Raw genomic sequence first — 19,400 nt, forward strand, 5'->3', positions numbered from 1 at the left:
GCGCTTTTCAAGGAAAACGACGCCGCGGAATAGTGAACGTTGAGTGTCATACTCATTCTGTTTGCTTTAATGCCTTTACTTGCTCGATCACTTTGTCGTATTCATCACGGTGATTTGAACTATGCAGACCTACTTCTTTTGCACGAAAACCGGAACTGTTGGTCACAAAAACACGTAAGTCATAATCTGAGGTTCGAAAATAAAAAGGGAGAAATATCAGCGCAAAAACAGCCAAACCCAGCAGAGGGTTCAAGATAAGAAAGATAGCCGAAAATGCGAGACTAATTAACGCAGCACGTTGGGCTTTGGAACGATTATCATGATGTTTCACGTACATGTACTCGATATTGTTAATATCGATCAGACGCCGACTTCCCGATGTATAAAGCTGGTTTCCATCGATATTGATACTTCCATATTGCATACTGCCCCCAACAAACATACCGCTGCATTCTTACGAACCTGCTCATAATAATTTAGAAAACAGTGGGTAGATACGATACACATCGCTCATTCTGTTCGAATGCATTTCACCATAATTTGTAAAGGATACACACCTGGTGAAATGACTAGGAATACCGAATGATGTGCAACATTCAAATACTACCGTAAGCTATCGAAAACCAGTGGTAGAAAATCCCAAAAAAACGACGTATATCTCCAATACTTATAGATGAAAACATATTATTGATGAGGCATATACCCAAGTAACTTCAAAACGCAGGGTTCAGGGCGTTATCATTGACCTGAGTTCAAGGGGGACACGATGAGTGTTATTCAAACCGAGCGATATGACGTTTATATTTCTTCTCGCGCCACCACCAAATCACCAAACTCAAAGGGAACGCACCAACCGATGCCCAAAGTCCGCTCATTAGTATTACGGTAACTTGCGACCAACCCCACGCAGCTTCTGATATAAATATCGGGTCAATACTTCGACCTATCATCACGCCTACAATAGCAGGAAACGAAGTGCGGACAACAAAACTAAAACGCCCCTTTTTTCGCTCTAGTTTCCACTCGGAAAATTCGATATCTGGATCTTTCAAGTTCATGTGAAATCCATTTTTGAGGTAATTTCCACTACGTTAACTAACAAGGGACGATGTGAAAACACTCAACAAGCAGAGAATATGACGTAAACTTGGGGATGATTGCTGATAACGGCGAGGCCGAGACGCAATAAGAGATCCTCAATATGTATTTATCGTAACCAATGCTTAATGACCAAAATGACAAAGCGAAGTAGATAACTTTGTTGTTCGAAGAGCATTGGCTGCTCACGCAGCCAACAGGATGTTATTGCCTATTGACTGCTAGAAGGCACATATGTGTTAACTGAATTTTTCAAGTACATTACTAGCCAATGACCAAGAATTATATTCAGGTTCGCATTTGAGCACCTGAATACCTTTAGAGGCCCAGTTCTCCAATATGCTAACGAGATCATTTTGGTCTAGCCCTCTTTCAGAAACATTCTTCCAAATATGATGCCCTAGATAAACTTTGCAGAATGCATTCTGTGGTATTTTCAAGCAGTGAATCGGGCGACCATCTATTGCTATTTTATTCCAATCACCTTGGTCATTACTATACTCACACTCTTTTCTTTTCGGGATGCTAACTTGAGTTGAGGAACGTATATCTTTTACCACACGCACTTCTTCTTCATAAGCCCATTCTAGTGATTTATATAAATAACTTCTCGATATAAAATTCGATGAATGAGCTTCAAACAACTCAAGCTCAAAGTCTTCGATCATAAGTCGATTAAAATCATTAAATACGATTGGGTTTGTTGGCTGAGTGGCGGTATACCGTACATCTCCATACTGCGCAGGTATTAACGAAGTTGAAGAACAGTTTAAACCAGCAACATCAACATCAATACCGATAACCACGCCTTTATGTGAATCACCATAATGCGACCACATAAGTGGGTTCAGAGGTTGTCGCGTAAGCGATAGAACACCAAACTTAGTAGAAAGCCTATTTTTCAGCCCCATCGCAATCTGTTTACTAGTAAGACTAGAATTTTCATCAAACACTAAACTTGAACACTCAAAAGGATCATTCAAATCATTGACTCGACTAAAACCAAGAGATGATGAACCTATAATTGCTCGCGCACCAGAAAGACTAACATATTTGTATAAAATCACTGGACCTCCATTCATCTAACTCCTGCTTAACTTGCTGCCAACCGCTACCAAACAGAACAACGTAATGACATAAGACAAACCGAACCCAAAACTGCTACAGATTGACAGTCAAGTTAAAGCGTTAGTTTTGTGCGCTATTGGTTAGCTCAATGTTATTTCGTAAGTAAGTAGGAATAGCAAGCTTGTCGTCTAAACTTTTAAACTTGGACTTGGTATTAGTACCAATGATTTCGTTTAGTTCATCAAAGCTAACGCCTATGGCTCTTGCTGCTGTCATAAGACCATTAATAAATGACTTCTTGTCACGCTTTTGTTGCACCTCACTTGCCGGGATTTCGCAATAATCACCATATTCTTGAGTAATTATCGCTAATAACTGTGCTTTCGACTCCATACCTATACCTTATAATCGAAATATATCGGCATATTATCAATTAGTTATTGCATAGGTTCTAGGAAGCAGATCTAACAATTCGCCTAACGAATGACATGAATTCACCTTCTCGAGGAACTGCCACACTTAAGGGGTGCACATTATAGGGCGAGAACATTACGTAAACTTGGTTAAAATACCAGCTAGTGGAGAGTTCGAAATAACAAAACGAAGTAGATAACTTTGTTGTTCGAAGAGCATTGGCTGCTTGTGCAGGCAACAGGATGTTATTGCCTATTGACTGATAGAAAGCTTATGTGTTAGTTGCCCATCTCAAAGCCCAGTGCTAACATTTGTACACACACCAACAAAGGAATACATCATGGACACTAGAATTCAATTTCGTGTTGATGAAGAAACAAAACGCCTAGCTCAACAAATGGCAGAGAGCCAAGGTCGCACTCTGAGTGACGCATGCCGTGAGCTTACTGAGCAACTCGCTGAACAACAAAGAAAAACATTATCTCACGATGCATGGCTAACTGAACAAGTAAACCTAGCATTTGAGAAGTTTGACTCAGGACAATCCAATTTCGTTGAGCACCAAACAGCCAAATCTCGAATGGAAGAACGCAAAGCCAGAATCCGTAACCGAGGTAAGCAATGATTTTATGGGAAGAAGAGTCACTTAATGATCGTGAAAAGATCTTTGAGTTTCTTTACGACTTCAACCCTGATGCGGCAGAAAAAACTGATAACCTCATTGAAGCAAAAGTAGAAAACTTACTTGAACAACCTTTAATGGGTGTACAACGAGATCGCATCCGCGGACGATTACTCATTATTCCCGAGATTTCAATGATTGTCTCTTACTGGGTCGAGGGCGATATCATCCGAGTTATGCGTGTACTCCACCAAAAGCAAAAATTCCCTACGAATTGATTTAGCTAAAAACCACTTCAGCATTCATGCTGTTGACCAGCATGGCAAAGTTCTACTTCATAAATCAGTCACTCGCTCTAAACTGCTGACCTCAATAGCAAATATGCCACCGATACGAATAGGTGTCGAAGCGTGTGGTGGTGCACATTATTGGTCGAGAACATTACGCTAACTTGGATATGATGTCTGCTAAACTGAAACACCGAAATAATAAAACGAAGTAAATAACTTTGTTGTTCGAAGAATATTGGCTGCTCACGCAGCCAACAGGATGTTATTACCTATTGAAAGGCATAAGGCTCATATGTGTTATGTTCGAAGCCAAAATAGCCAATCTGGATTATGGAGAACAACTAAAAAGAACCCAACTCCATACCAAAATACAACATTCCGTGTCAAAAACACTCTAAAACCAATAAAATTGTCTTCCAAGTGAGCTAGCACTGCCTTAGCGTGAGCATCTTGCGTTTCTTTTACTAATTTACGCAAAGCTAAAATATCTGGATGGGTCATATTTATTGCCTTGATATAGATAGGAATAAGTATTCCTAAACAAGTAAATGCAGCAGATTGTGGATCTTGAAAACTCAGGCAACTCAATCCCAATGTAAAAGCCAATATACCTAATACTGAGTTAAGAAACTCGGATTGCCGAACGACATTGTCCTGAACACTATCAATATCTATAAGTCCAGTTTTGATATATTTCGTCTCCATAATCCCTCCTAGAACATAACGAATAACATGGATTCCCCCTCCCGAGGACTGCCACACTTCAGCATTCTACAGTTGAACAGCGTGGCAAAATTTCACTTCATAAATCTGTCACTCGCTCTAAACTTCTGACTAAAATAGCAAATATGCCACCTATACGAATAGGTGTCGAAGCGTGTGGTGGCGCACACTGTTGGATGAGAACATTGCGCAAACCAGGTATGAGAACTTCGAGTGGCAGCGTAAAAACTAAGTAAGAGACTCAATATGGATTTGTCGTAAGCAATGCTTAATGACCGAAATGACATAACAAAGTAGATAACTTAGTTTTTCGATGAGCTTTGGCTGCTCACGCAGCCAACAGGATGTTATTGCCTATTGGCAGGCAGAATGCTCATATGTGTTATGTTTTTATGAGCCTACATTGATATAATATGCCCAATTTAATTCATACAAACAAAGACCTATGACTACAGATAATCCAGCAGCACGCTTATTGGCAATACTACAACAAGGCAAAACGTTCCCTGCCACAACACCAACTAAAGATGTATGGGAGAAAATATTAGGTATTGACGAGCAAGGTGTCGGAAAAGAGTCATTACTTATGGCAAAGCTAAGCCAATTTGTATTACTACCACATCAGGTTGAAAAGCTCATAGCGGAGCATTATCCAGAGCTATCTGAAAATCTCCGGTATTCAATGGATAAGCTACAAAGTGCTGTTTTAGGACAGAACCTAAGTGGACAATGGACCTCATTTTCAGGTCATGTCGATCAACATAGCTTGTCCACCCTTTCAATGGCTGCTGCATTACTAGACCATAAATTAGATACAAAATTAATAGAGAGTGAGCAACTGCAAGGCTTCAAAACAAAAATTCAAGATATTCTGGATACGTCGATTCAATCGAATCTAAATATGGAGTTTAAGAAGTATATACAACACTATATGCAAAAAATCCTTACTGCTATTGACGATTATTTAATCTCTGGCGCACAACCTATTCTAGATGCTCTTGAAGCAACTCTTGGTCACGCTGTTCTTGACCCGGAATTCAAAGAAGACTTAAAGGAAACAGAAACAGGTAGCAAGATACGAGAGGTTCTTGGCGATTTAGCAAACGTTGTAACTATTGCAACAGCTGCAACCGGCGCTATCGCATTTATCGCCAATAATGGAGTCCCATTATTGAACTAGTTTTGATTTGCGGCGAATTAAAACTCGCCGCAAAAACATAACAAATAACATGGATTCCCCCTCCCGAGGAACTGCCACACTTAAGTGGTACCATTCGCACCGGAGGCACCATGTCTGATTACTCTTATTTTTGCGGGATTGATTTAGCTAAAAACCACTTCAGCATTCATGCTGTTGACCAGCATGGCAAAGTTTTACTCCATAAATCAGTCACTCGCTCTAACTGCTGACCACAATAGCAAATATGCCACCTATGCGAATAGATGTCGAAGCGTGTAGTGGTGCACACTGTTGGATGAGAACATTACGCAAACTTGGGTATGATGCCCTCAGCGGAGAAACCGCAATAAGACAGCTTTTATATGTGTTTGTCGTAAGCAATGCTTAATGACCAAAATGACAAAGCGAAGTAGATAACTTTGTTGTTCAAAGGGCATTGGCTGCTCACGCAGCCAACAAGATGTTATTGCCTATTGACAGGCAAAAGGCTCGTATGTGTTATGCGTCTTCATCCACGATCGGAGAGCCTAACATGGTATCTTCAATGACTGAGTGGCACTCAATTTTGAACCACTTTTGAAACAACGCCCAGTTACGTTTTTGCGGCCAAAGTGATTGGTCTACATACCACTCAAACAGTTCACCCTCAAAAAGTACATCGCAGTTCAATTTCACCCACTCTTTGACTGTATCAGGTGAATCAGCAACTTCACTACTAACTAAATATACAGTGCGATCTTCATTTGCAGACTCTACCGTCAAGTCAGAAACTCCGGTTGGATCAACTTTGTTCAACCAATCCACTGCTTCTTGAGTATATCGGAGTAATAATGCGGCTCGATTTAACATGAAATTTTCCGTTAATAGATGTTATAAGTGGCAAACATACCATGAAATTACTTCATTTTCTTAGTCCAATTTTAGCCCTGACGCATAACAGTTCTTAGACCGCAAAATTCCTTTATCACGCTAATTTTAAACAAAATTTTCTCTTATAAACAAAGAGCTAAAGCCAACGTTTAGATAAACGGTGTAAACATATAGCATAATGGTCCCCCGCTTTCGCGAGGATGACATATCTTTAAGTAAGCCGGACGTCAAAGTGACGCATAGATAGGGGTCGGCAACAATCCAAAACTATAACCAAACTCAATAGATCAAAAAAAGCGAACCTATCGATTCGCCTTTGTTTGCTGAATGTCGCTTACGAGCATGTCCTAATAACGTTAACTAGATTTCGCTGCTGCGTGCTGCTCAACCATAAACGCGACCACCTCTTCGTTTAGGCAAGATTTACTCACATATTGGCGCTGTTTGCCCAGATGAAGAATTAAACCTAGCTCGCTCTGTTCTAGTTGGTCGATTTCACGCCAAGCGATTTGACGATCAATTTTGCCGCTTTTATAACGCACACCGTCAGTGTTGATTTGAAGCGTCACTTTGTTGCCACGGCTTGAACTAATGGTTTGTCGCCATAGCCACCAAGTTCTCTTGCAATACACACTGAAGGCTTCAACCACACTCAATACGATAAAGAACCAGCCGACATAACCGTTCGGTAACAGCTCAAACTCGAGTAAAACCACACCAAAAATTAGAAACAGTATCCCTTTTAAATACGCTTGTGGGAACTTAGCTGGTTGGCTCGTTTGGTCATAACACTCAGCAAAGAAAGGCTTGTCGAGTGTGTATTCTGTGGTGAAATCGAAATCTTTAGACATGTAGGGTTACTTTAACGTTTCTGTGAATTAGTCTTCCATGTTGCTCTCTAGCAACACAAACATTGTATCGCTTCTCTCGGCATATCATTAACAATTTCGGCTCTGTTTTGTAAATCAATAATACCGAAAGCTTTAAACACGTCGACCATAGTTTTTAGGTATCAGGTATTCCTGATACCTAAAAGGCTGCTATCAAGATCAAACAAGGCGAACCATCCGATTCGCCTTGCGCTCACTGAATCATAGAATCAGAATGTCTATTTCAAAGGATCGTTATCTGGTAACGCGCTATGAATCCAAAGTGCCAGCCTATGTTTAATATTCGCCCCATCGAGTTTGCTGTCAGGTAGTGGTGTGATTTGTTTGGCATCAACCAAGAATAGATAAATTGCTTTTACTCTTAAGGGTTGCGGTGACTGTGGAAGCTCAAAGCCTTGCATCTTTGCCATCTTCCCGCCAATCTCAAGCGCCTTCTTAACCAGTTTGTCTTCATTATGAAGCTTGGAGCTTTTTGACATTAATAGAATCCTCTTCCTTCACTTGGATTAAGAATACCTCAAGTGTCACGAACAGCGTGTTAGTAAGCTCTCATATCGAGAAGGTAATCTAAAGATAGTCCCCATTTTAATTTAACTAACTAGTTGTTTATCAAAACATTGATTTCCTCCAAATCGGAAATGGCACATTTTCTCTTGCTCACTTGAACAAAAATAAATCAAAACAGGCATTGTTAACAAAATGGAAAGTCATTTATTCTGCTTTGCAACTTTAATTCCAGCCTAATCCACTATCAAAAACACATAGATTATTCGTATCCACTTATTTCCTGTCTTGGGGTTGTGCCAATAGCCCTATGTTAGTTAGGGTAAAAGCACACCAAGGCAAACGTATTGCTTGGTGTTTTTTTATTGTTAAGGATCACGACTCATGTCAGCAACTGCGCAATCACAATTCGCTTTAAAACGCCCATCTGGCGTTGCTGCTGCGATCCTCCTGCTCTCTCTGAAACTGATTCAGGGCTGACAGGCTACATCTAAACTTTCTGTCAGCTTGAAAAGAAGCTGACGGGATTGCCACATACTTTTCCTATTCCTTTCAGTTTCTTTCAAGCGAAACATAAGAGGAATAACAATGTTAAGCGCACGCAATATCGCCGCTTTGGGCTTCATGACTTTTGCCATGTATCTAGGCGCAGGCAACCTGATCTTCCCTCCCTTTTTGGGCTACCAAGCTGGTGAGAACTTTCTTAGCGGAATGTCTGGTTTCCTCTTAACTGGCGTAGGTCTGCCTGCGATGGCACTGGTGATGGTGGCTATTGTCAACGGTTCAGACAAGTTAACCGCCGCCCTTCCTAAGCCTTTGGCGACTAGTTTTTGGGTGATGGTCTTTATCGTGATTGGTCCTGCGTTCGTGATCCCACGCGCGATTACCGTCGCTTACCAATTTAGCTTTGCGCCGATGCTTGGTGATGCTGCTTTGATCCCTTTCACGCTGGTTTTCTGTGTTGGCACCATTTTGTTTGCCCTGTATCCCGGCAAGTTAATCGACAATCTAGGCAAGATTTTGACTCCAGCATTAATGGCTATCTTGATGGTAATGTCTGTCACGGCTTTGCTTTACCCAGCAGGCGAGCTCACCACCGCAACGGGCCCTTACGTATCTGGTGCTTTTGCAGAGGGTTTGACGCAAGGCTACATGACGATGGATGCGCTAGGCTCTATCGGTTTTGGTTGGATCATCTTCCGCGCGATTCGCAGCATGGGCGTGACTTGCCGCAAGACCACCGCGAAGTACACATTGATTGCGGCGCTGATGTACGCCGTCGCGATGGCATTTGTCTACATTTCGTTGGCTTACATTGGCTCAACCAGCTCATACCTAGGGTCTGATTTTAGTAACGGTGGCGATATCTTAACTGCGTTCACTTTTAATCACTTCGGCGCGTTTGGCTCGCTATTGCTTGGGGCTGTGATGATATTGGCGTGTTTGACTACAGCAATTGGTGTCACGACCGCTGGTAGCGAGTTCTATGACAACACCTTTAGCAAAGTGAACTACAAAGGGTGCGTAGTAACGACAATGGTACTGGCTGGTTTGATTGCAAATGTGGGTTTGGAGCAGTTACTTGCTATTACATTACCAGCCGTTGTCGCGCTTCACCCAGTAGCGATTGCACTAATGATCATGGCACCTGTGCGCTATAAGTTGTCGCAAGTTATGGTGGTCACAACCGCGTTTACCGCGCTGAGTTTTGGCTGTGTTGATGCTTTACACATTCTGGGTTACATGCCAGAAGCGGCAAACCAATGGTTAGAGAGCAATATGCCGCTATACCACTACTTTGCCAGCTGGATTGTGCCAACTGTCGCCATGGTTGTTTTGGGTATCGTTACCCATAAGCAAACAGAACAACCAGTAACGATGGCAACGGATTAGGTACTGACCGCACGCTAAACCTGAGGTCAAACTTTGGTCAAATACCAATTGGAATAGATAAAATATTTATTCTGGTTGGTATCTGTTCCACTATCGATACTCCATCACCCAGCGCGCTTGATTAGGGCCAAAATAATCTGCCTCTTCTGCAATTTTGCTAAAACCTAATGATTGGTATAAACGCAGTGCCGCAGGGTTTTCAGGATCAACCGTCAATCGCACGCGTTCATAGCGCTTTTGTTCAAGCAGACGAGAAAGCAAATTTCGTCCAATGCCTTGGCCTTGCGCTTCAGGGGCAACGGCCACAGAAAGAATCCAACCAATGTCAGGCGTTTCGCTTTGCGCCAGAATCAAAAACGCTTGCATTTGCTCCTCTTTAAAAGCGGCAAAACAGCCTTTTGGCCAGCAATCATAAGCTTGGCGGAAAAAGAAATCTGGCAACGCGTGAGCGCCAAAGCATTGCTGCTCTACTTGCGCCATCATGGCAAATTCATGTTTTTGAATTAAGCGATAGGTCATTGTCATTTTATAGAGAGTAATTAGTAGATTTTTTTGCATCATCAAACTGCCCAATAAACTTTCTAGATAATGAGTTCAGTTCGGTGACATGTCTGGCACATTCTAGCAAGGCTCTCGTTACAAATAAATCTAACGATGTCAGAACCATAGATGCGACGTACCTCCAGTTTTATCACACAACATTTATGTATCGCGCCACCATTGATACTAACAATAGCACTTAATAACTTAAGGTAATAAAAACACCTCCCAGCAAAATGGACGCAATATGAATATCTGGATATTGAGCGCAGGCATACTTGGCCTATTTACCACATTAGTACATGTATTTGCTGGTCAGGTGGACCCAGTGAAACCCTTCCTCAAGTCGAATCTTGATCCAATACCTAAAGCGACACTGCTAGCATGTTGGCATTTAGTTTCAGCCACTCTGCTTTTTAACTCCTTAATTCTTACATACACAGGTTGGTTTAGCTTCAGCCAACTCTATACGACCACACTACTCCTTGGTCTGCTTAATCTCTTATTTACTTTAGTTTTCATCAGTGTTGGCTGGTACTTATTTAAACTTCGTGTCTTTTTTACACTACCACAGTGGATTCTATTGCTTCCTATAGGGTCACTTGCCACCTACGGCTCGACTTAAAAGGACAGACACCATAACACTCGCTATACAAGTTATAGCATCTGTTCTTACGGATAAGCAGCGTTTATAAAGGCGACTAAGACTTATGTTTAAACGCGTTGCCAATGGCTCTGTGCCGATTGAATATGTATATCCCGCAAAGATAAGCGACCTTGTGTCAAAATCGAACTCGCTGGCGTATTCAATTCTCCTAAAATGCGATTCGCCAGTTCAGGGACAATAGGGCTCAGCAACCAAGTTAGCTCTGTGACAATATTACTCACGAGCAAACAAGTTTGAGCGGCATGCAGTTCAGAATGCTCCCCATTTGCCGCATTGCTTGCTAACCAAGGAGCGCGGTGATGGAAGAAAGCATTCAGCTCAGAAAGCAATGTATTCACTTCCTTAGTGACTCGATACAAATCGCGTTGAAAATAAGCATCAACAATGTCACTCAATGCTATCGCAGATAAACTTAACTGCGCTTGGCATTCTTCATCTAAGCATCCCGCTTTATCCAAACTAATCTCGCCAGCGAACAGCTTATCGATCAAGGTGTGATTACGCTTAACTAAATTGGCAAAGTTATTAAGAAGATCGGCATTAATCAGTTCGGCAAACTCATCCAACACAACGTTGCCATCGCGGTACAGTGGTTTCTGCCTCACTAGTGCATACCTCAGTCCATCAACAGTGAGTCGCTCAGCAAACTGGCTCGGGTTTACGGTTGTCTCTGGATTTGATTTTGAAATCTTTTCACCGTTGATCGTCCACCAGCCATGCACAATCAACTTTCTCGGCAAAGGCAGATCTAACGCGAGCAGGAATGCAGGCCAATAAACAGCATGAAACTGAAGGATATCTTTACCAATGACGTGCTCAGTATTCGCAATCGCCTGCTCATTTGAGCCCGAGCGCTGTATCGCACTGATATAGCTAAATAAGGCATCAATCCAAACATACACGGTATGCTCAGGATCGCTCGGCACTTGAATTCCCCATTGGTTATTCACTCTCGAGACTGACAAATCTTCCAATGGCGAAGATTCTAGTTGTTCAATCAAGGTTTTCTGGAAATGGCTTGGCACAATCACATCAGCGTTGCTTTTATAGTAATCAAGTAGAGCTTGGCGGTATTTCTCTAATCTAAATAGGTAGGTTTGTTCTTCAACATGCTCGATTGGCTGCTTGTGGATTGGGCAAAGCGAGCCATCAATCAGTTCACGTTTGGGATAGTATTGCTCACAAGCCACGCAGTAATCACCGCTATAATTACCCAAATAGATATCACCTTGCTGCTGTAACTGTTGCCATAAGGTTTGAATATGCGCCTTGTGATCTTGGTCAGTGGTGCGAATAAATACATCAGGTTCAATCGTCAGCTTTGGCCATAACGAGCTGAAAGTCTGAGAAAGCTGGTCAACAAACTCTTGCGGCAGTTTTCCGCTCGATTGAGCTGTGCCCGCAATTTTTTGACCATGCTCGTCAGTACCAGTAATCAATTGACTATGTGAACCAAGTAGTGAAAAAAATCGATGGAATACATCTGTTATGATCGCCGTGTAAGCATGACCTAAATGAGGTTCACCATTGGCGTAGAAAATGGGTGTGGTATAAAAAGTCGCGCGAGGAACAGATGGATATGCAGAAGCAACTGTTTGATTAATTGTCATATTTCGTCTCCTTTACATCCGAACTATCGATTGAAAAGAGACTGATACAAGTCATCTAAATACATCACCTTCCAATCGAGAGTTTCGGAATGGTGATGCTGTGATTAATAAATTTAGAACACGCAAACCATCCCTCGCAGCATTCGCTGAGAAGGCATGTTCATCATGTTAGCTGCAGGAGCTAGAGTCATAATAGTGCGTGTTATTTTCGTATTCATGTTGTTCACACTAACAGAGAGTATTGGAATGGACAACTACTAGATTACCCAGCTGAGTATTTTATTAACCGACTGAACTTTAGGCAAATCGCGAACGGTAATGAGTCGGAGTAATTCCCACCACCTTCTTAAAGACACGGGTAAAGTTGCTGACATCGTTATAGCCCAACAGAAAAGCCACCTGTTCTACCGTCGATTTATTGATGTTCATTTCTCGCTTGGCAACATCCATTTTGTAGTTCAAACGGTACTGTTGTGGAGTGAGATTCAACGCCTTTTTAAACGCTCGGGTTAATGTTTTTTCACTGACACAGCAAAGCTCTGCCATCGCCTTATTGCTCTGCTCTTCTAGCGGTGTTCTCTCACAATATTGTTGTGCTTTTAACACCAATTCATTGCCGTGGCTAAAATCAGGTATAAAACGTTCATAATAGGCTTGTAGGCGCCCCGAGAAGTCCAGTAGACAAATATCCGCCACCTCCTTAGCAAGCTCAAAACCACCGTAACGCGCAATAAGGTGCAACGCTAAATCTTGGAATGCAAATAACCCCGACCCCGTCACCACACTCCCCTCGTCGACCACCATTTCATGGCGTTTTACATCCGCCAAGAGTGGAAAATCACTAGCCAGCTGATCACACAACTTCCAATGGGTAGTGGCGGCTCTATTGTCTAATAGCCCCGCATGCCCCAACCAAAACACACTTGCGCAGTTGGCTGCCACTGTGCACCCTTGTCCATGCCATTGTTTTAGCGTTGTCAGTAAGGTTGAGTCGTAATGGATATCCGCACCAATTCTTCGCGGCGGAATAAAAACCACATCTGGCACAGTCTCAATCGGTAATTCTGAACAATTAACCTTAGTCACCATAAATAATGGCGTGTCTAGCACGTAGTTCGCTACCGATAAAATATCGCTGATCCCTGCAGCCGCTGACTCCATCACGTGCTCCGTTTCTAGGATCACAACCTTAATTATCTTGCCGTCCATATTCGACCTTTAATTGTCCATTTGGGACATTATAACTTGCTGATACAGAGTGTAAAGTAGCCACATCAAATCAAGGAGAGTACCTATGACTAAACAAGCACTAATTATCATCGACATTCAAAATGACTATTTTGAAGGCGGCGCTATGACGTTATTTGAGCCAACAAAAGCCGCACTGAACGCACAAAAACTGTTAGCTCATTTTCGCCAAACCGGTCAGCCGGTGGTACACATTCAGCACCTCGCAGCCAGCCCTGAGCTTGGGTTTATGTTAGAAGGCACTGAAGGCCAACAAATTCATCCACTGGTTGCGCCAACAGACAGCGAAACGGTGATTGTTAAGCATTACCCAAACGCATTCGCAGCGACTAACTTAAGCACTGTATTAAGTGAACTTGGCGTGACTAGCGTTATTCTAGCAGGCATGATGACTCATATGTGTGTGAGTAGCACAGCACGAGCTACGATCGAATATGGTCTTAAAGCGACCATCGCCCATGATGCCTGTGCTACTTGTGCACTGCCGATTTTTGACCAAGTAGTCCCTGCTGAAGTGGTACATCAAACAGCATTGGCTGAAGTGGCTAACATCGCCCAACTGCAAAGCGTCGATGACATAATTAGCTAATCATCTTTAACGCAGACCTAATTCCCTCTAGCATCTTGGTACTGCTTCCCCAATATATCGAATTTAAAGGGAGCAGCTACCAGCAAGACAAAGCTCATCAAGCCAGTTATACTCCGCCCTTTCTCTCAACTAGAATTGCTATCCATGAGACAATTTTACGTTACCGAAGGCGATACCAGCTCTAAGAAAGAGAAGATTGCCTACCCAAAACTGGCTTTGTGCGACAAGTGCGTCAGTAGCTATGTGGTGATCAGCGAAGGTGAACGCACCTACCAAGAATGCGCCAAATGCGGTGCGGATGATTAATGCCAGTTGTTATTGAGTATTAGTGACTGACTAAAAATAAAACGCCTCAAAGTCAATCTTGAGGCGTTTTGCTATTTGACTCTCCATAAGAGTAGCTACAACGAATACTTGGCAATTTTACGTCGAAGCGTAGATAAGCTAATTCCGAGTTGATTCGACACATCGACATACTGTCGATTGAGCACTACCAAGGCATTAGCGATTTCACGTTTTTCGATTTCCTCTAGCGGCTGTATCGGCGTGGCTACACAAGACATCATCCCAGCAGCCGAGGCATCAAGCAGCATACTATCGCGGTGTAAAAACGTGTGCTCAATCCACTTGGCTAACTCAGATATATTTCCTGACCAGATTCGATTACTGGCATATTCCAGCAAGAAACCGAGTAAATTTTCATCCACCGCATCTCGGCCGCCATACAACTCGCTAAGTTTACGCTCGACAATCATCGGAATGTCTTCGGTACGTTTTTGAAGATTAGGTAAAACCAACGACGCACCAGTGAGGTAGTAATAGAGTGAAGGGCAGAAACGACGTTCATGAACCAAATCTTCTAACGGCTTAATTGAGCTGGTGATTAAGCGGAAGTTAAGATCGACCGACTTATTGGTATTAATATCAAACAGCGTTTTGGTCAAAATGATGTGCGTTAGCGCCGCCTGTAGTACCCCTGGCAACAGATCAATTCGCTCGATATACAAGGTGCCACCATTGGCCAACTCAAACTTCGATTTTGCACCTTCGCCATCATCGGTGCCGAGTAGCAGCGCCGATAAATCTTCCGGTTTCACCGAGTGCAAGTTCACAGCGATAAACGGCCCTTCACTAAAGCGCTCGCAAGAGTTATGAATTGTCAAAGCTAAGCTGCGCTTACCCGTTCCCTCTTCACCTAAGATGTAGATTGGCGAGGTATTTTTCACCGATTCTTTCGCGGCAGAAATCACGCGCTGCATCAGCGGCGAGTCCGTGGTGTACCGATCCAGTGTTGAGATCAGTCGATGGCTTTTCTCTTGTTTGTCTGTGGCTGCCTCTATTGATGCAAAATCCAAAATTCTGTGACTATCATCGATTGGTTGGAAATTAAGCTTATATTGTTTCAATTGACCAGCAAAATCGAAATCAACATTGTCACCATTCACCACCTGATTATCACAAATTAAAGATTTGATCTTAGGAGGAAATAAGAAGTATTCGAAAAGATTACCATTAATAATTTCATTCGGCGCGGTTTCAAACTGAGCAAAAAACTCTGGGCTACCGTAAGTGATAAAACCGTCGTTATCGACCACCAGAAAACAAGCTCTACTTGTTTCAATATAATGGCGATTAAACCCTTCAGCTTGTTGCTGAATACGGCATCGGCTCATTTCATTCAAACACGTTGCCATGGTCATTAAACTAATATCGACATGACTTAACATCTCTTTATTAAGATGAATATACGTAGCATAACCTAATACACCAAGCTCACTATCGGTAATCGGCTGGCTCTTAACATGAAGATACTGCTTGCCGCTAATACGCCAGTCATAGATTTCTTGTATACCAAGCTTTTCTGGTGACCAATATTGACCAACAACAAACCCATGTTCCTCAAGTAAGGACTTTAAGGTCTTGTTTCCTCGTTGCGATAAGCATACAAAATCATGGCTAAACAGCAAAAAAATACCGTCAGTACTCATTGAAGATTGACTAACCTTTGCCATTAATTGCACAAAATCTTTGATTAATCCTGGCGATTTTAGCCCTTCCAATCGAACGTCTTGAATACCGTAATGTAATGTACCCATAGTAATATCCTTTTTACGCTTTCACTGTCATTAATTGGCAGGTTAAGCCGTGTTTTTTCATCTTTCGCCACAACGTTGTTCGGCTCATGCCTAATGCGTCCGCTACACTTGTTGCTCGGCCGCCATTCTCTTGCCAAGCATTGAGAATGACGTTGCGTTCTGCATCCGCTATGTTGACAATTTTTTTCTCATCCGCTTTGCGCTTTTTCATTCGTTCCGGCAAGGTATCCAAGGTGATAAGTCCGTTGCCACATAACTGAGTCGCATTTTCAAGCGTCTGAAATAGTTCTAAAAAGTTTCCCGGCCAGTGATAATTCATCAAAACACTCAGGGCCTCACTTTCAAATTGAATATTGGCTCTTTCACGTAAACTCAGTTGCTCAAGAGTCATATCAAGCACGCGCTGTAAGCGAGAGAGATCTTGGGTTAAAGGTCTTAATGTGAGTTCCGCTAAAGAGAGTTTCATATACAGTAAGCGATTAAGGCGCGAGGTTTCCCAGTCATACCCCGCCGAAGCACAACAGATCAGCTCAATATTGAAGGTTTGATAGTGACCCGCAGCATCACTAATGAAGCCAGTCGACAACACTTTGAGTAGCGTGCTTTGCAATTCAGCGCACAGTAAATCGATGTTCTCGATACACAAAATGTGACCATTGGCATCATTCAATACACTGAGAAACTGCTGCTTACTGACTTCCATTGCCTCTAAATTGCCGCCATGCCCCATAAAACCAGCCATACAATCAATCTTGAAACGCTGCTTATGCGCTAATTGTTTGGCTATGTAGTCCACCACATAATGCTCACCCGCCCCAACGGATGAGGTGATAAACAGACGTAATCCACCTTTGTTACCTTTGGTTAAGAAACGGTCGATGTAGTTGTCTTTAGCCAAGCATTGTGACAACACAACATCACGCCAATTGCCACTGACGCTAGCTTGACTGGATAATTTCACGAAACAGATATATTTGCCGCGCACGCGCTGACGGCGTATATGCCCGGTCACTTGTACTTGCTCGACTTCAATGTTGACGCTCTCTAGCTCCATCTCACCCGGTATTGCGGAAACCGCCAATACCGGCAGTCCGTCAAGATGTACCATACCACGCTGAATGTGTTGACGAGCTTTATCATTGCTGTATTGCAATTGGCGATCGTGACCAAATACAAACACCATTTCGGACATTGAATCCAAAATATCTTCAAACAGCATTACGTTGCTTAAGCTTTTCGCTGGATAGTGCGTCAATGCCTCGAGATGGCGCTTAGCAAAAGGTAGCGATTTTTCATGCGGCTTGTCATACAGAGCCATCAAAAATAAACCATGATGATCATTGCGCACAGTCACGCAAGCAAATGCGATTTCGTGAAGTACCTTTTTATAGGTTTCATGACAGCCTGTCGTAGCAACATTAAGGCTCTCTTGAGCGAGTGAAAAAGCGGTGGTACCAATCAGCGATTTGGCAAAACAAAACCCCTCGCCAATACCTAATTCTGTCAGTGGTATTTTTAATTCTGGCGAGGTTTGAATCGCCAGTACTACCCCTTGGGGATCGAGCAAGCACCAAGCACCACCCGCGCCTAATACGGCAAGTAGATTGGTACTTTGTAAGTGGTCGATATAGTTAGTTGCATAGGATGCGTTGGCTAATAACGATTTTCTCGGAGTTGGTTGGGTGTCCCAGTCAAAAGCACAAAGATGTTTATCGTCCAGCCATGAGCACACCAAAGGGTCTTTAGTGCTGTCTTGACTCGGCCAATTATTTTGAACGTGGAGTAACCACTTTTTGTACTTTTCACTGGAGGAACGCATATTTACAACTCAAAAAAATGCTAACAACCTATTGTAGATTTGAGTGGTATTAACGGTATCTCTTTGATCCGATATTGAGATACTAAACTCGTTAAATACCGCTAAGTTGATTAGGGTCAAAAACCCCAGCAAGGTAATCACTCCCTGCTGAGGTTTTATCGTCTAATCAGATAATTACTGACCCAATTGGTGCGCGGTTAAAATCGCTGCAAACACTTTTTCTGCTGTCACAGTAAAAGGCATATTGTGGATAGTTTCGCCCTCTGCACATGACGCAATGGCAACGTCCATTAGCTTGTCATGGTTAAGCTCTTTTACACCCATATCATGTAAGTTGGTTGGTAGACCTACGCTGCGGCAGAAGCCGATTACGGTTTGAATCTCTTCATAGTCAGCGTTTTCCAATACCAATTGCACTAGAGTACCAAATGCCACTTTTTCACCATGTAATAGGTGGTGACACTCTTCCAGTTTGGTTAAACCGTTATGAATCGCGTGTGCCCCTGCTAGACCGCTCGATTCAAAACCAATACCACTTAAGTAAGTATTGGCTTCAATGATGTTTTCAACCGCTTGAGTGGATACACCATTTTCAACCGCCGCTTTTGCTTTTAGACCATCAGCCAACAGCGTTTCGTAACACAACTTCGCTAATGCTTGTGCCGAACGAGTTGGTGCACCACCAGCCATGGTTGCTTTGCCTGAAATCATGTTTGCGCGAGCTTCAAACCAAGTAGATAGCGCATCACCCATACCAGCAACAATCAGACGTGCCGGTGCTTTTGCGATGATTGCGGTATCCATGATGACCATATTTGGGTTCGATGGGAACAGTAGGTACTCAGAGAACTCACCTTCTGGCGTGTAGATAACCGCTAGCGCAGAAGTTGGCGCATCTGTTGATGCAATCGTCGGTACGATAACAACTGGTAACTTAGTGTAGAAAGCAATCGCTTTAGCAGTATCCAGTGTTTTACCACCACCGATACCAATGATTACGTCAGCATTCACACCTTGAGCTAGCGTGATCAAACGCTCAATCTCAGGGCGAGAACATTCTCCGTTAAAACGCTCGAAAGTCACTGGAATTTCGTCTGCGGCAAAACTCGTTGCGACGGTATCCTGTGTTAGCCCCATAACGAAATCGTCAGCAATAGAAAATGGCTTACTACCAAAGGCCGACACATATTTGCCGATGTTAGCTAGCGCGCCTTCACCTTGGATATACTTGCTTGGAGAGATAATAATTTTGTCCATGATAACTACCTTATTAATCATT

At 42.8% G+C, this 19,400-nt stretch carries 21 protein-coding genes and 3 pseudogenes; 10 read left to right on the forward strand and 14 right to left on the reverse strand.

Annotated features, from left to right (window positions below; all coding sequences use genetic code 11):
* Positions 1-52: 52 nt before the first annotated feature.
* From IRQ95_RS03950 to IRQ95_RS03965, 4 genes are all read right to left on the reverse strand, one after another.
* Positions 53-424 carry a hypothetical protein gene (locus IRQ95_RS03950; RefSeq protein ID WP_194435707.1) on the reverse strand — a complete coding sequence of 124 codons (372 nt, stop codon included), beginning with the start codon at positions 422-424 and terminating at the stop codon, positions 53-55.
* A gap of 349 nt (positions 425-773) precedes the next feature.
* Positions 774-1,058, reverse strand: coding sequence for a hypothetical protein (locus tag IRQ95_RS03955; RefSeq protein WP_194435708.1), 285 nt, complete (start codon positions 1,056-1,058; stop codon positions 774-776).
* Between the two features lie 279 nt (positions 1,059-1,337).
* Positions 1,338-2,180: a DUF2971 domain-containing protein gene (locus IRQ95_RS03960; protein WP_228481251.1), complete on the reverse strand. Its 843-nt coding sequence runs from the start codon at positions 2,178-2,180 to the stop codon at positions 1,338-1,340.
* A 106-nt stretch (positions 2,181-2,286) separates the two neighbouring features.
* The gene (locus IRQ95_RS03965; RefSeq protein WP_194435709.1) at positions 2,287-2,559 is read right to left on the reverse strand and encodes a hypothetical protein; all 273 of its coding nucleotides are present in this window, start codon (positions 2,557-2,559) and stop codon (positions 2,287-2,289) included.
* Positions 2,560-2,920: 361 nt separating this feature from the next.
* Between IRQ95_RS03965 and IRQ95_RS03970 the strand changes: the two genes are divergently transcribed.
* The 3 genes and pseudogenes from IRQ95_RS03970 to IRQ95_RS03980 all read left to right on the forward strand — a co-directional run.
* On the forward strand, positions 2,921-3,205 hold the full coding sequence (locus tag IRQ95_RS03970) for a type II toxin-antitoxin system TacA family antitoxin (RefSeq protein WP_194435710.1): 285 nt from the start codon (positions 2,921-2,923) through the stop codon (positions 3,203-3,205).
* Positions 3,202-3,480, forward strand: coding sequence for a type II toxin-antitoxin system RelE/ParE family toxin (locus IRQ95_RS03975; RefSeq protein WP_194435711.1), 279 nt, complete (start codon positions 3,202-3,204; stop codon positions 3,478-3,480). Before IRQ95_RS03970 ends, IRQ95_RS03975 begins: the two co-directional genes overlap by 4 nt.
* Positions 3,476-3,646, forward strand: a pseudogene (locus IRQ95_RS03980) (IS110 family transposase); the annotation flags it as partial. The gene IRQ95_RS03975 and the pseudogene IRQ95_RS03980, both read left to right, overlap by 5 nt.
* A 143-nt stretch (positions 3,647-3,789) precedes the next feature.
* On the opposite strand, the gene IRQ95_RS03985 reads toward IRQ95_RS03980, so the two are convergent.
* Complete coding sequence (locus IRQ95_RS03985; RefSeq protein WP_194435712.1) at positions 3,790-4,197, reverse strand: hypothetical protein; 408 nt, start codon at positions 4,195-4,197, stop codon at positions 3,790-3,792.
* A gap of 71 nt (positions 4,198-4,268) precedes the next feature.
* Here IRQ95_RS03985 and IRQ95_RS03990 point away from each other — a divergent pair.
* From IRQ95_RS03990 to IRQ95_RS04000, 3 genes and pseudogenes are all read left to right on the forward strand, one after another.
* A pseudogene (locus IRQ95_RS03990) lies at positions 4,269-4,415 on the forward strand (IS110 family transposase); the annotation flags it as partial.
* A gap of 245 nt (positions 4,416-4,660) precedes the next feature.
* Positions 4,661-5,395, forward strand: a complete 735-nt coding sequence (locus IRQ95_RS03995; protein WP_194435713.1) for a hypothetical protein — start codon at positions 4,661-4,663, stop codon at positions 5,393-5,395.
* A gap of 110 nt (positions 5,396-5,505) precedes the next feature.
* Positions 5,506-5,723: pseudogene (locus IRQ95_RS04000) on the forward strand (IS110 family transposase); the annotation flags it as partial.
* 170 nt (positions 5,724-5,893) lie between these two features.
* On the opposite strand, the gene IRQ95_RS04005 reads toward IRQ95_RS04000, so the two are convergent.
* The 3 genes from IRQ95_RS04005 to IRQ95_RS04015 all read right to left on the reverse strand — a co-directional run bounded on the left by IRQ95_RS04005 (position 5,894) and on the right by IRQ95_RS04015 (position 7,634).
* Complete coding sequence (locus IRQ95_RS04005) at positions 5,894-6,244, reverse strand: PH domain-containing protein (RefSeq protein WP_194435714.1); 351 nt, start codon at positions 6,242-6,244, stop codon at positions 5,894-5,896.
* A 377-nt stretch (positions 6,245-6,621) separates the two neighbouring features.
* The gene (locus tag IRQ95_RS04010; RefSeq protein ID WP_194435715.1) at positions 6,622-7,116 is read right to left on the reverse strand and encodes a YcxB family protein; all 495 of its coding nucleotides are present in this window, start codon (positions 7,114-7,116) and stop codon (positions 6,622-6,624) included.
* 257 nt (positions 7,117-7,373) lie between these two features.
* Positions 7,374-7,634 carry a DUF5062 family protein gene (locus IRQ95_RS04015; protein ID WP_194435716.1) on the reverse strand — a complete coding sequence of 87 codons (261 nt, stop codon included), beginning with the start codon at positions 7,632-7,634 and terminating at the stop codon, positions 7,374-7,376.
* A gap of 613 nt (positions 7,635-8,247) precedes the next feature.
* Here IRQ95_RS04015 and brnQ point away from each other — a divergent pair.
* Entirely contained in the window at positions 8,248-9,552 is a 1,305-nt protein-coding gene (brnQ, locus tag IRQ95_RS04020) for a branched-chain amino acid transport system II carrier protein (protein WP_194435717.1), read from the forward strand.
* 90 nt (positions 9,553-9,642) lie between these two features.
* Here brnQ and IRQ95_RS04025 read toward each other — a convergent pair whose 3' ends face one another.
* Positions 9,643-10,113 (reverse strand): GNAT family N-acetyltransferase, encoded by a 471-nt coding sequence (locus tag IRQ95_RS04025; RefSeq protein ID WP_228481253.1) that lies wholly within the window; start codon positions 10,111-10,113, stop codon positions 9,643-9,645.
* A 226-nt stretch (positions 10,114-10,339) separates the two neighbouring features.
* Between IRQ95_RS04025 and IRQ95_RS04030 the strand changes: the two genes are divergently transcribed.
* On the forward strand, positions 10,340-10,717 hold the full coding sequence (locus IRQ95_RS04030; protein ID WP_194435718.1) for a hypothetical protein: 378 nt from the start codon (positions 10,340-10,342) through the stop codon (positions 10,715-10,717).
* An 89-nt stretch (positions 10,718-10,806) separates the two neighbouring features.
* Here IRQ95_RS04030 and metG read toward each other — a convergent pair whose 3' ends face one another.
* Positions 10,807-12,369 (reverse strand): methionine--tRNA ligase, encoded by a 1,563-nt coding sequence (gene metG / locus IRQ95_RS04035; RefSeq protein WP_194435719.1) that lies wholly within the window; start codon positions 12,367-12,369, stop codon positions 10,807-10,809.
* A 297-nt stretch (positions 12,370-12,666) separates the two neighbouring features.
* The gene (locus tag IRQ95_RS04040) at positions 12,667-13,578 is read right to left on the reverse strand and encodes a GlxA family transcriptional regulator (protein ID WP_194435720.1); all 912 of its coding nucleotides are present in this window, start codon (positions 13,576-13,578) and stop codon (positions 12,667-12,669) included.
* 85 nt (positions 13,579-13,663) lie between these two features.
* On the opposite strand from IRQ95_RS04040, the gene IRQ95_RS04045 reads away from it, so the two are divergent.
* Both IRQ95_RS04045 and IRQ95_RS04050 read left to right on the forward strand, forming a co-directional pair.
* The gene (locus IRQ95_RS04045; protein WP_194435721.1) at positions 13,664-14,206 is read left to right on the forward strand and encodes a cysteine hydrolase family protein; all 543 of its coding nucleotides are present in this window, start codon (positions 13,664-13,666) and stop codon (positions 14,204-14,206) included.
* Positions 14,207-14,350: 144 nt separating this feature from the next.
* Positions 14,351-14,512: a hypothetical protein gene (locus IRQ95_RS04050; RefSeq protein ID WP_123781725.1), complete on the forward strand. Its 162-nt coding sequence runs from the start codon at positions 14,351-14,353 to the stop codon at positions 14,510-14,512.
* A 95-nt stretch (positions 14,513-14,607) separates the two neighbouring features.
* On the opposite strand, the gene IRQ95_RS04055 is transcribed toward IRQ95_RS04050, so the two are convergent.
* The 3 genes from IRQ95_RS04055 to IRQ95_RS04065 form a co-directional block, all read right to left on the reverse strand.
* Positions 14,608-16,302, reverse strand: coding sequence for a sigma 54-interacting transcriptional regulator (locus IRQ95_RS04055; protein WP_194435722.1), 1,695 nt, complete (start codon positions 16,300-16,302; stop codon positions 14,608-14,610).
* A 13-nt stretch (positions 16,303-16,315) separates the two neighbouring features.
* Positions 16,316-18,121 (reverse strand): AAA-type ATPase lid domain-containing protein, encoded by a 1,806-nt coding sequence (locus IRQ95_RS04060; protein WP_194435723.1) that lies wholly within the window; start codon positions 18,119-18,121, stop codon positions 16,316-16,318.
* 174 nt (positions 18,122-18,295) lie between these two features.
* The gene (locus tag IRQ95_RS04065; protein WP_194435724.1) at positions 18,296-19,378 is read right to left on the reverse strand and encodes a glycerol dehydrogenase; all 1,083 of its coding nucleotides are present in this window, start codon (positions 19,376-19,378) and stop codon (positions 18,296-18,298) included.
* Positions 19,379-19,400: the final 22 nt, after the last annotated feature.

The sequence above is a fragment of the Vibrio fluminensis genome, from assembly GCF_015278125.1.
GTDB lineage: Bacteria > Pseudomonadota > Gammaproteobacteria > Enterobacterales > Vibrionaceae > Vibrio > Vibrio fluminensis.

What these genes read in the sequence shown, in the direction of transcription:
- IRQ95_RS03950 (WP_194435707.1), bottom strand. Translation starts at nt 424, where the DNA reads ATGCAATATGGAAGTATCAATATCGATGGAAACCAGCTTTATACATCG.
- IRQ95_RS03955 (WP_194435708.1), bottom strand. Translation starts at nt 1,058, where the DNA reads ATGAACTTGAAAGATCCAGATATCGAATTTTCCGAGTGGAAACTAGAG.
- IRQ95_RS03960 (WP_228481251.1), bottom strand. Translation starts at nt 2,180, where the DNA reads ATGAATGGAGGTCCAGTGATTTTATACAAATATGTTAGTCTTTCTGGT.
- IRQ95_RS03965 (WP_194435709.1), bottom strand. Translation starts at nt 2,559, where the DNA reads ATGGAGTCGAAAGCACAGTTATTAGCGATAATTACTCAAGAATATGGT.
- IRQ95_RS03970 (WP_194435710.1), top strand. Translation starts at nt 2,921, where the DNA reads ATGGACACTAGAATTCAATTTCGTGTTGATGAAGAAACAAAACGCCTA.
- IRQ95_RS03975 (WP_194435711.1), top strand. Translation starts at nt 3,202, where the DNA reads ATGATTTTATGGGAAGAAGAGTCACTTAATGATCGTGAAAAGATCTTT.
- IRQ95_RS03985 (WP_194435712.1), bottom strand. Translation starts at nt 4,197, where the DNA reads ATGGAGACGAAATATATCAAAACTGGACTTATAGATATTGATAGTGTT.
- IRQ95_RS03995 (WP_194435713.1), top strand. Translation starts at nt 4,661, where the DNA reads ATGACTACAGATAATCCAGCAGCACGCTTATTGGCAATACTACAACAA.
- IRQ95_RS04005 (WP_194435714.1), bottom strand. Translation starts at nt 6,244, where the DNA reads ATGTTAAATCGAGCCGCATTATTACTCCGATATACTCAAGAAGCAGTG.
- IRQ95_RS04010 (WP_194435715.1), bottom strand. Translation starts at nt 7,116, where the DNA reads ATGTCTAAAGATTTCGATTTCACCACAGAATACACACTCGACAAGCCT.
- IRQ95_RS04015 (WP_194435716.1), bottom strand. Translation starts at nt 7,634, where the DNA reads ATGTCAAAAAGCTCCAAGCTTCATAATGAAGACAAACTGGTTAAGAAG.
- brnQ (WP_194435717.1), top strand. Translation starts at nt 8,248, where the DNA reads ATGTTAAGCGCACGCAATATCGCCGCTTTGGGCTTCATGACTTTTGCC.
- IRQ95_RS04025 (WP_228481253.1), bottom strand. Translation starts at nt 10,113, where the DNA reads ATGATGCAAAAAAATCTACTAATTACTCTCTATAAAATGACAATGACC.
- IRQ95_RS04030 (WP_194435718.1), top strand. Translation starts at nt 10,340, where the DNA reads ATGAATATCTGGATATTGAGCGCAGGCATACTTGGCCTATTTACCACA.
- metG (WP_194435719.1), bottom strand. Translation starts at nt 12,369, where the DNA reads ATGACAATTAATCAAACAGTTGCTTCTGCATATCCATCTGTTCCTCGC.
- IRQ95_RS04040 (WP_194435720.1), bottom strand. Translation starts at nt 13,578, where the DNA reads ATGGACGGCAAGATAATTAAGGTTGTGATCCTAGAAACGGAGCACGTG.
- IRQ95_RS04045 (WP_194435721.1), top strand. Translation starts at nt 13,664, where the DNA reads ATGACTAAACAAGCACTAATTATCATCGACATTCAAAATGACTATTTT.
- IRQ95_RS04050 (WP_123781725.1), top strand. Translation starts at nt 14,351, where the DNA reads ATGAGACAATTTTACGTTACCGAAGGCGATACCAGCTCTAAGAAAGAG.
- IRQ95_RS04055 (WP_194435722.1), bottom strand. Translation starts at nt 16,302, where the DNA reads ATGGGTACATTACATTACGGTATTCAAGACGTTCGATTGGAAGGGCTA.
- IRQ95_RS04060 (WP_194435723.1), bottom strand. Translation starts at nt 18,121, where the DNA reads ATGCGTTCCTCCAGTGAAAAGTACAAAAAGTGGTTACTCCACGTTCAA.
- IRQ95_RS04065 (WP_194435724.1), bottom strand. Translation starts at nt 19,378, where the DNA reads ATGGACAAAATTATTATCTCTCCAAGCAAGTATATCCAAGGTGAAGGC.